The sequence below is a fragment of the Myxacorys chilensis genome, from assembly GCF_059505265.1.
This window is the reverse complement of sequence record NZ_JCACKG010000148.1, coordinates 1-6,190: the sequence shown is the minus strand read 5'-3', so window position 1 is coordinate 6,190 and position 6,190 is coordinate 1. Positions and strand designations below refer to the sequence as shown.

Here is a 6,190-nt window from a genome sequence, read left to right as displayed (position 1 = left end):
AATCTCATGTCAATCGAATTTTGAATAAGTTAGATGTCAGCGATCGCACCCAAGCGGTGATTGTTGCTGTTAAACGCGGCATCGTGAGTTTGTAGGGTGTACTTTCGCTCGAGTTGAGAGTCTAACTTGAGTTAGAGCCGGCCTTCTACTTTGCGATCGCATAGTTACTCTATCAATTTGTACTGTAAAAGAGTTAACTCACTATAGACGACGGCTTGAAAGCGATCTCCTATATTGAACTTATTCCGAAAGAAGCTGAGTACTAGAACTGGACACGCCCCAGATAGCTAGGAAAAAACGACATTGAATCAACGAACCCCGCTGCAAGCAGACGGGGTATGGAACAGGATCTGCTGCCGAACCTAAAGCTTCGGATGGCAGTTTGTCCTCTTCGCCGCAGAGCGGCGGGGAATCTACCCCTACTAGATTGAATTTGAATCAAAAAGGAGACAAACCCATGAGCAACACCATCGACACAATGATCGATCCCAATGACAGCGTGCTGCTGCTGATTGATCATCAAAGCGGACTCTTCCAACTCGTGCGTGACATTGAACTCCCAGTCCTCCGCGCCAATGCCACCCCAATGCGCGGCATGTGCCGTGCGGAGAAGACCTTACAGGAGTAATGAAATGAAAGGAAATCAAACAATGTTTGACGTCATCATCGTCGGTGGCGGATCCGCCGGCGCAGTGCTGGCCAATCGCCTGAGTGCTGATCCATCTCGCCGTGTCTTGCTGATCGAAGCGGGCAAGGCCTATCCCCCAAACGCCTATCCCGACCCAGTCCGCCGCCAGGACCTAGTGGGTGGCGATCCGCAGCACGACTGGGGCTTTTACAGCGAGCCTGGTGTGCTGGGCAGAAGGCTTCAGCTCAACCGCGGCAAGGTGCTGGGTGGCTCGTCTGCCATCAACGGTGCAGTGGCGATGCGGGTGCCGAAATACGACCACGATCGCTGGGCCAAGGCGCATGACCTCGACGCCTTGAACTGGCAAAGCTCGCAGGCCTTCTATCGTTCGCTGGAGCGTACCTCCGGCACTGGCGGCGACGGCCGCGACGGCTGCGTCCCCATCCACCAGCTCGGCGATGAAGAAGTGTCTGACCAGCATCGCGACTTCATCGCGTCGGCACTGGCTGCGGGCTACCAGCGCACATCGGGTTTTACGACGGGGCAGCCGCTGGGCGTTGGTCCCTATGCGATGAATACCCGCATGGGTGTGAGGCTTAACACAGGAATGACCTTGTTGGGCGATGCGGTGCGCGCCCGACCTAATCTGACCATCCGCGACGAGACGCTGGTCGATGCCGTGTTAGTGGAGCATGGCCAGGCCCAAGGCGTCCGACTGGCTGGCGGGGCGATCATCCTAGCCGGTGAAATCATCCTTTCAGCGGGCACCTATGTCAGCCCGGCGATCCTGATGCGTTCCGGCATTGGCCCCTCTGAGGTGCTGCGAGGCCTTGACATCCCGGTCGTGTCCGAGCTGCCGGTCGGTCGCCGTCTACAGGATCACCCGATGGTCCCGACCGTCTGGTCGATTCGCAAGGAAGCAGTAGGCCTTCCGTATCCACCCATCGGCGCAATGCTGTGGACGGCGTCCAACCACGCGACGAACGGCGAGGCAGATCTGAACATCAGCACCGCGACCCTGCCCGACGATGGGCAGACTTCCGACGGCGCGATATTCCTGCTGTTCGCTGCGCTCGTGAGACCGCGTTCCGTGGGTTCCCTCACCATCGCCAGCCGCGATCCCTATGCTGCGCCCATCATCGATCTCGGCTTCCTGACGGACAGCGGTGACCGCGAGCGATTGGTCGATGGTGTCGAAGTCATCCGGAACATTGCGCGTCAGCAGCCTTTTGCCGATATGGTGGGTGCAGAACTGGCGCCGGGCGCGGCAAAGAGCGACCGCGCTTCGATCAACGCCGCGCTCGCGACCTCTGTGCAGAGCTATCAGCATCCGACCTCCACTGTACCCATGGGCGGACCGCGCGATGCCGGGGCCGTGGTGGATATTGACGGGCACGTTCGTGGCGTCAAGAGCCTGCGAGTCGTCGATGCCTCGATCTGGCCTGACGTGCCCTCCGTCGCAACGGCTTTCCCGACCATGATGCTGGCCGAAAGCATCGCTGCCCGGATGGCCTAAGAGAAGTACGCAATCAGTGAAAGCAACCCCGCTCGAAAGAGCGATAGCTCTGAGATTTGCCGCAGGGGCAAGTCAACATCATCAACCCCAACTTGGACACAATCACATGAAACAAGATCATCTCACAAGCGACGTCACGCTCGCCACCGCCGCACCCGCACACACGCAAGAGGCTGGCAAGGTTCTGACCGCAGCGCAATTGCTGAAGCGCAGTCTGGACACTTTCCTAGCCAAAGATATTAAGGGCTGGGCTGAACTCTGCGACGAAAACGTCGTCGTCGAATTCCCCTTCGCGCCCGACGTGGCGTCCAGAAAGCTGGTGGGCCGAGCGGCTATCTACGAGTATTTGAAGAACTATCCCAGCGTCATTGACGTGCAGCGGACTCCCACGCTGAAGATCAACTCTACCGATGACCCCAACATGGCTATTGCCGAATGGAGCGTCTCAGGCCGGGTGATCAGTAACGGCAACCCCTATGAAATGAGCTACGCCACGTTTGTCACGGTCAAGAACGGGCTAATCGTCACCTACCGCGAGTACTGGAACCCGATGGCGTTCATGGCCGCCCTAGACGGCGCAAAGTTCTGGTGACCTTGGCGAGTTGCTAAAACCCTTTCTCCCCAATAGCATTGTCTATCATCCACCGCAGATAAACTCTGCATCACAAACAAGCAACTCTCAACGGTCAGTATTTATCTACCTCAAGCTTCGTTCACCTCATTCCTAAAAAAGCAATGAAAGCTATTGTTCTTGACCATTATGGAACACCTGATGTTCTATATCTGACTGAAATGCCTGATCCAGTACCTGGTACTAACGAAGTATTGGTACGAGTCTATGCATCCAGCGTGAACCCTATTGATATTGGCGTTCGACAAGGGCGTGTTTTATCAAGTGAACCACATCGTTTTCCCATGATTTTGGGGTGGGATGCCGCAGGAATTGTTGAAGATGTAGGAGATGGTGTGACTGATTTTGTTGGAGGCGATCGCGTCGTACTGATTTCAACGCAGCCTTCCAGCGGCAGAGGTACTCATGCAGAACTCGTTGCGGTTCCGTCAACACAGATTGTAAAACTGCCTGAAACCATCAACCTTGTAACTGCCGCTGCCATTCCTCTAGCCGGTATTACAGCTCTTCAAGCCGTTAAAGCCCTCTCGCTATCACCTGGACAACTGATTCTGATTAATAATCCACTGGGTGCAGTGGGCGGCTTTGCTAGTCAGATAGCACGGCAGCTAGGGCTAAAAGTGATTTCCCCTATATCACCTCACTTAGCAGAAGAAGCACGTACCCAAGGGGTTGAATGGGCGGTTCCAGTTGACCAAAGCTTGAACAATGCTGTTCGTGAAGTAGTACCTGAAGGCGTTGATGGGGCGATCGATCTGGTTGGAGCAGACATTGCCCATCAGACTTTCAGTGCCGTGAAGAATGGTGGAGCTTATACAACCGTACTTCCAGAATGGTGGAAGCCAGGAGGTCCTTACACTGAAGATCGAGCCATCAAACCAATCGTGGTAGAAAATAAACCCAATCAAGCTGACTTGTCTAAGCTAGTTGAATGGTTGAATCTTGGTGTTTTATCTCCTCGAATTGAGCAGACATTCTCATTAGCTCAAACGGCAGAAGCACACAGACTGCATGAAAAGCCTGGTTTGACTCGGAAGCTAATCATAGAGAATGCGTAAAAGATTTTCTTCAGCTAGGCATCGCTTTCACCTAAAACGAACTCAATTACCTATTCGCTAACCAACAAACACGGAGGATGATCATGTCCTATATCCTACACATCGACTCCAGTCCGGGCATTGAGCGATCGCTGCTCTCATTGCTGATGTTCAGATTCTACTCACACCTGATGAAGTTGGAAATGACTTTGCTGTGAAGTATGATATGGTGCTTCAGCGTAACCCTGATGTGGTGTTAGCGCATGCTGATGTGGTCACACTGCTAGCGACTAAAGTTCAACTATAAATTGAGTAGTTCGTCCAGGTTAATTTTAATCTGGACGAATTGTTTTTATTCATTGTATTTACTGAATCGTGAGCATTCGCGACATGTTCAAGTATACCCCCAAACGAATCAGTACACCCGATTCTAACTTAAGTTATAACCAGCCTTCTACTGCGCGATGGAAGGCTTACTCCATCAATTTGTACTGTAAAAATTTCAACTTGCTATAGGCGACGGCTTCAAGATAATCTCCTATATTTAACTTATGAAAATAGAGATGCAGTCAAGTGATCGAGCAAGTAAATTGCACGGTTCCATGCTTGATACAAATGTAAAAAGATGAGCGACGATCGTAGCCACAGTTCTTTACTTGTACCACCTTCAACTCAAGATTGGATTCAAGGTATTCTGAGTGCCAAGGTCGTGCTGGTGATGTACGGAGACTATCAATGCCCTAGAAGTGCGGACGTTTACAAGCTGATTAAAGCGATCAAACGAGAGCTTAGTGCTGCTTTTGGAGAAGATTATTTATGCTTCATCTTCCGTCATTTTCCACAAACACAGATTTATCCCCATGCTCAACGGGCAGCCCAAGCCGCCGAAGCTGCCGCCGCCCAAGGAAAGTTTTGGTTAATGAGCGATACTTTATTTGACCATCAACAAAGGTTGGAGAACGGTTATCTTGTCGAGTACGCCAATGATTTAGGGCTTGACATTCCTCAATTTCTCAAAGAGTTGTCTAAACAAGTGCATGTCGATCACATCAATGAAGATATTGAAGGCGGAATACAGAGCGGAGTAACGACTGCCCCAGCTTTGTTTATCAATGGAATTCGGTATACCGGGCACTGGAACACGACGGAGTTGATGGCAGCCATGATTGCTGTAAGTCATTAAGTTCTCCGATCTTTGCTCTCAATTTATATCTGACTTGTTGGTTAGTACTAGTCAGCGATCGAATGCGCGATCGCTAGTTTTTGCCTGATTTGTTGAAAAACTCGCCAAGTTTTGAACCATGCTAACAATTACAACGCCAACCATTGAAGCCAATTATAAAGGCTTAACGCACACCCGATTGCAGCAATTACTTGACTATATTCAGACTCACCTCGATCGAGAATTATCACTGGCTGAACTTGCAGAAGTGATCAACGTTAGTTCGACTTATTTTGCGAGTTTGTTTAAGCAAGCAACGGGGATTTCGCCCCATCAGTACGTGATTAAACAGCGCGTGGAACGAGCAAAAGTAATGTTGAAGAAGACGGATTTTGCGATCGCAGACATTGCTCTACAAGTCGGCTTCTCCAACCAAAGTCATCTGACGCAACAATTCAAGCGCATTACGGGAATGACCCCAAAACAGATTCGCTAACGTCCAAGCACTACATTCACGCACGAGTCAAGGAGACAAAGATGAAGTTTAAAGCAATTAAAGGACATCAGGGAATCGGAATAGATGTGAAAGATGTGACTTACGTGGAGGCCGCCCGGTGGGGTAAGCATCGGGGGTGGCGGTATGTTCTGGGATTAGTATTCATCCTCTTTGCGGGGCTGGTGGTCAGCGGCATCGCCGCCCCGCGTATCGCGTTCTTGCTCAGTGGTCAGGAGGGGCTTGCGGCGTTCAAGCGGCTGGATTACGCCGCGTTCGGTCCCGTGGGGGGCTTCGTTGCGGTCATGGCGAGTTTTCCGTTCTTCCTCGCGGGAATCCTGATCGCCGTCACCCTCATTCACCAGCGTCATCCCCGGACGCTGGTCACAGCGCGGGAAAAGATTAGCTGGCGACGTGTCGGTCATGGGTTTGTGGCTTGGTTCGTGCCATTCTGGCTGATCGCTGGACTGGGACAGTACTTCTTCTATCCCGACACCTTTTCCTTTAACTTCGACCTCACAACGTTCGCGCTCTTTGTCCCGCTGGCGCTGATTTTCACTGCGATCCAGACCACCACAGAGGAGCTTTTCTTTCGTGGATACATCGTGCAGGGCGTGAGCATTGTTTGGACGAACCGCGTCTTTCTGGCACTCGTGCCAGCCGTGATCTTTAGGATCGTGGATTAAATAAGACCGGAAATCATCAGCCCTGTGGTTTAGCCGT

General features: G+C 51.8%; 7 protein-coding genes. All 7 read left to right on the top strand.

Annotated elements, in window-relative coordinates; all coding sequences use genetic code 11:
• Nucleotides 1-457: 457 nt before the first annotated feature.
• The 7 genes from AC5JLB_RS10735 (at nucleotide 458) to AC5JLB_RS10705 (ending at nucleotide 6,153) form a co-directional block, all read left to right on the top strand.
• A complete protein-coding gene (locus AC5JLB_RS10735; protein ID WP_495873825.1) occupies nucleotides 458-628 on the top strand; it encodes a hypothetical protein in 171 nt (56 codons plus the stop codon).
• A gap of 4 nt (nucleotides 629-632) precedes the next feature.
• A complete protein-coding gene (locus AC5JLB_RS10730) occupies nucleotides 633-2,144 on the top strand; it encodes a GMC family oxidoreductase (RefSeq protein ID WP_495873824.1) in 1,512 nt (503 codons plus the stop codon).
• 106 nt (nucleotides 2,145-2,250) lie between these two features.
• Nucleotides 2,251-2,736: a nuclear transport factor 2 family protein gene (locus AC5JLB_RS10725; RefSeq protein ID WP_495873823.1), complete on the top strand. Its 486-nt coding sequence runs from the start codon at nucleotides 2,251-2,253 to the stop codon at nucleotides 2,734-2,736.
• 143 nt (nucleotides 2,737-2,879) lie between these two features.
• The gene (locus AC5JLB_RS10720; RefSeq protein ID WP_495873822.1) at nucleotides 2,880-3,833 is read left to right on the top strand and encodes an NADP-dependent oxidoreductase; all 954 of its coding nucleotides are present in this window, start codon (nucleotides 2,880-2,882) and stop codon (nucleotides 3,831-3,833) included.
• Nucleotides 3,834-4,437: 604 nt separating this feature from the next.
• Entirely contained in the window at nucleotides 4,438-4,995 is a 558-nt protein-coding gene (locus tag AC5JLB_RS10715) for a DsbA family protein (RefSeq protein WP_495873821.1), read from the top strand.
• 118 nt (nucleotides 4,996-5,113) lie between these two features.
• The gene (locus tag AC5JLB_RS10710) at nucleotides 5,114-5,470 is read left to right on the top strand and encodes an AraC family transcriptional regulator (protein ID WP_495873820.1); all 357 of its coding nucleotides are present in this window, start codon (nucleotides 5,114-5,116) and stop codon (nucleotides 5,468-5,470) included.
• A 41-nt stretch (nucleotides 5,471-5,511) separates the two neighbouring features.
• Nucleotides 5,512-6,153, top strand: coding sequence for a hypothetical protein (locus tag AC5JLB_RS10705; RefSeq protein WP_495873819.1), 642 nt, complete (start codon nucleotides 5,512-5,514; stop codon nucleotides 6,151-6,153).
• Nucleotides 6,154-6,190: the final 37 nt, after the last annotated feature.